The sequence below is a fragment of the Azohydromonas lata NBRC 102462 genome (assembly GCF_001571085.1).
Lineage (GTDB): Bacteria > Pseudomonadota > Gammaproteobacteria > Burkholderiales > Burkholderiaceae_C > Azohydromonas > Azohydromonas lata.
The window spans coordinates 1-1,970 of the sequence record NZ_BCTC01000249.1; the positions used below are offsets into that span (position 1 = coordinate 1).

The following is a 1,970-nucleotide window of genomic DNA, read 5'->3' on the forward strand; positions in this document are numbered from 1 at the left end:
GCGCCGTCATCAGCACGGGGCTCAGCCGCTCCAGCGAGCCGCGCAGGATCATGCGGTGGTCGAAGTCCTCGCCCTCAAAGCGCATGAGGTTGATGTAGTGGCTGACCTTGAGGATGCCGTTGCGCACGGATATGCCCGCCAGCGTGATGAAGCCCACCAGGGCCGCTACCGACAGCGGCTGTCCGGCCAGCCACAGCCCCACCACGGCGCCCACCAGTGCCAGCGGGATGTTGGCCATGATCAGCAGGGCCAGCTTCGAGCTCTTGTAGCGGCTGAACAGCACGACGAACATCAGCACGGCCGACACGATGGACAGCAGCCCCACCAGGCGGGAGGCCTCCTCCTGGGCCTGAAACTGTCCGCCCAGCGTCACGAAGTAGCCCTCGGGCAGCTTGGTCTCGGCCACCACGCGGCGGATGTCGGTCACGATGTCCGACAAGGCACGGCCCTGGGCATTGGCCGACAGCACGATGCGGCGCTTGCCATCGTCGCGGCTGATCTGGTTGGGACCGTCGCTATCCTCGATGGAGGCAATCTTGGACAGCGGGATGCGCCCCGATGGCGTCTCGATGAGGATGTCCTGCAGGCCCTGCGTGGAACGCGCCTCCTCGGGCAGCTTGACCACCAGCGCAAAGCGCCGTCCGCCCTCGACGATCTGCGTGACCTTCTCGCCCTCCACGAGGCTTTGCAGCACCGTGAGCACCTGCGGCGCCGGAACGCCATAGCGGGCTGCCGCCGCATAGTCCAGGCGCACCTTGATCTGGGGCGCGAGCACCTGCTTCTCGATTTCGAGATCGGCGATGCCGGGGATCGACGCCAGCCGGTTGCGCAGCACGTCGGCTTGGCCGCGCAGCGTGTCGAGGTCCTCGCCGAAGATCTTGATGGCGATCTGCGAGCGCACGCCCGAGAGCATGTGGTCGATGCGGTGCGAGATGGGCTGGCCAATGGCGATGGCCGCGGGCAGGTTTACCAGGCGCGAGCGGATGTCGGCCTGGATCTGCTGCATGCTGCGCTTGATCTCGCCCACGGGCTTGAGGCCCACGTCGAGCTCGCTCACGTGCACGCCCTCGGCGTGCTCGTCAAGCTCGGCCCGGCCGCTGCGGCGCCCGACGTGGGTCACCTCGGGCACCTGCTTGACCAGCACTTCGGCCTGGCGCGCGATGTCGGTGGATTGCGCCAGCGTCACGCCGGGATTCAGGCGCATGCCGATGAGCAGCGTGCCTTCGTTGAACGGCGGCAGGAAGGTGGTCGCGAAGAAGGGCACGGCCACTGCCGCAGCCAGGACCGCCACCGCACCCGCGGCAACCGCAGCGCGAGGCCGGTTCAGGACCTTCTGCAGCGCGTTGCCGTAGCGGCGCTTGAGCCAGGCCAGCAGCCGGGTGTCGCCATGGTCGAGCGACTTCATGCGCGGCAGCAGATACAGCGAGAGCACCGGCGTGACCGTCACCGACACCACCAGGCTGGCCAGCGTCGAGACGATGAAAGCGATGCCCAGCGGCACGAACAGCCGCCCCTCCATGCCGGGCAACGCAAACAGCGGCACGAACACCAGCACGATGATCACGGTGGCGTACAGGATCGCCGAGCGCACCTCCATCGTTGCACGCGCCACCACCTCGATGGGATGCAGCCGGTGCTCGTGATGGCGGCTGCGATCCTCCTTGAGCCGACGCATCACGTTCTCGATGCCCACGACCGCGTCATCCACCAGGCCACCGATGGCAATGGCCAGGCCGCCCAGCGTCATGGTGTTGATCGACAGCCCGAAGTAGCGGAACACCAGCGCGGTGATGAAGATCGACACCGGAATCGCCACCAGCGCGATCACCGTCGTACGCACGTTGCCCAGGAAGAGGAACAGGATCACCGCGACAAAGGCCGAGGCGGCGATGAGCTTGCCCTGCAGCGTGTTGATGGAGGACTCGATGAAGCTGGCCTGGCGGAACGTCACGCGCGGCGCCTGCATGCCT

General features: G+C 67.1%; 1 protein-coding gene. It reads right to left on the bottom strand.

What is annotated here, in order from left to right; genetic code table 11:
• The coding region (locus ALA01S_RS30885; protein WP_157119434.1) for an efflux RND transporter permease subunit at positions 1-1,970 on the bottom strand (1,970 nt) is incomplete at both ends.